The following is a 1,622-nucleotide window of genomic DNA, read 5'->3' on the forward strand; positions in this document are numbered from 1 at the left end:
GATTACGATTGACGGAAAAACCTATGAGCACGACGTCGTCGTTCGTCTTTCCGGCGAGGTCGTGAAGCGGAAAAAGAAGCTGTCAAAGAAGCTCTATGGTACCTCGCACGTGCTTTCAGAAGACGAGGCAAGATTTCTCTTCGAGAGTGGGTGCGACCAGGTCGTCATTGGTTCGGGTCAGTTTGGCAACGTGCATCTGTCGCCGGAAGCGGAAGCCTATTTCGAAAGAAAGGGCTGCAAGGTCCTGTTAGAGCCGACGCCCGAGGCGATCCGAATGTTCAACCAGTCACGCGCAAAGAGGATTGGGCTCTTTCATGTGACCTGTTGAAGCAAATGCCCCTGGTGAAGCTGAGCATCCCGAGGAGCTCAGATACCGGGAGGCCCGACATCGGCACGAGAGCTTGAAGCGGGCCGCCGCGACCGAGCCGAATTCGGTCAAAGGCCAAGGCATGGCCGGATGCCGAGCACATCGCTGCTCACTGATCGCGCGGCGAGATACCGAAAGATGAGTGGCGCCGCCTGAATACGGACCCGCCCGCCTCGGCCTGATCTGATCTCGATCTCATCCCGACCGCGAGGGGCCCGCCGAGTTGGCGGGCCCTTTTGCCGTTGAGGCATGTTGTCGAGATCTGATCAACCACCATTGCCCGACCCTCGATCAAGCAAGATCAATGACTTGCGAAAAGTTACGTTCCGGAACGAACCCGACTGGTCGGATGGTCAGCTCTGGTTGCGCGAGCCCGACGAGCGGGAGCCCGAGCTATCGGAATCGGAGACCGACCAGCTAGACCATGCGATGGCCACGGTCCGAGAGGATTATGAACCGGTACTTCAATTCTCCTGGGCCAGCGGCAAGCGGCAGACCGAGTGCATCACGCTGGAATGGCCCATGGTCTGTTGGGACCGTGGTGTCATAGAGCGCGAGGGCAAGGGTGGCCGTATCGTGCAGATCGCAATCACCCCCACCATCCGCGCCATTCTATGGCCCCTTCGCGGGCTGCATCCGAAGTACGTCTTCACGTTCGAGGCCAAGCGCACGGTCGACAAGGTCATCGGGGGCAAGCGCTACCAGTACACCAAGGGTGAGCGTTACCCGATCACCAAGTCCGGCCTACGGCGGGTCTGGAACGCTATCCGCAAGGTCGCCAGCCTTCCGACCGAAGGGCCGGACCGGGTCCGGTATCACGATCTTCGTCACGATTTCGCAACCAAGCTACTGCGCACGGTAAAGGCAGAGAGCCCGGCGGCGGCGCTCAAGATTGTGCAAAAGGCGCTCGATCACCGCAGCATTACGACAACGATGCGCTGTGCCCACGTCACTGCCGAAGAGGTCGCTGCCGGCATCGAGGCCGTTGCTGAGGCGAGGATGGCCCGGCGCAAAAACCACCGGAGCGGCCACCGGAGCCGCACCGTCAAGGCGGTGTAAGACTATGACTTACATGCGCAAATCAGGTCCCGGTACACGGGTCTGGGAGACTAGGGGTCGGAGGTTCAAATCCTCTCGCTCCGACCAAATTCCTCAATGTCCAGACCGAAGACATCGGTAACAGATCGTACCTAAGACATAGGTGACAACCTCGTGCCGAGCGGGTTGCCGATTGGTTGCAAGGTCATTTACTCCA

At 59.5% G+C, this 1,622-nt stretch carries 2 protein-coding genes; both read left to right on the forward strand.

Annotation, left to right across the window (positions count from 1 at the left end):
- Positions 1-328: Mth938-like domain-containing protein (locus tag AC629_RS43505; RefSeq protein ID WP_210419230.1), on the forward strand; the 328-nt coding region annotated here is incomplete at its 5' end.
- Positions 329-730: 402 nt separating this feature from the next.
- Positions 731-1,426, forward strand: a complete 696-nt coding sequence (locus AC629_RS43510; RefSeq protein ID WP_168195750.1) for a tyrosine-type recombinase/integrase — start codon at positions 731-733, stop codon at positions 1,424-1,426.
- Positions 1,427-1,622: the final 196 nt, after the last annotated feature.

The sequence above is a fragment of the Bradyrhizobium sp. NAS80.1 genome, from assembly GCF_001908205.1.
Taxonomy (GTDB): Bacteria; Pseudomonadota; Alphaproteobacteria; order Rhizobiales; family Xanthobacteraceae; genus Bradyrhizobium.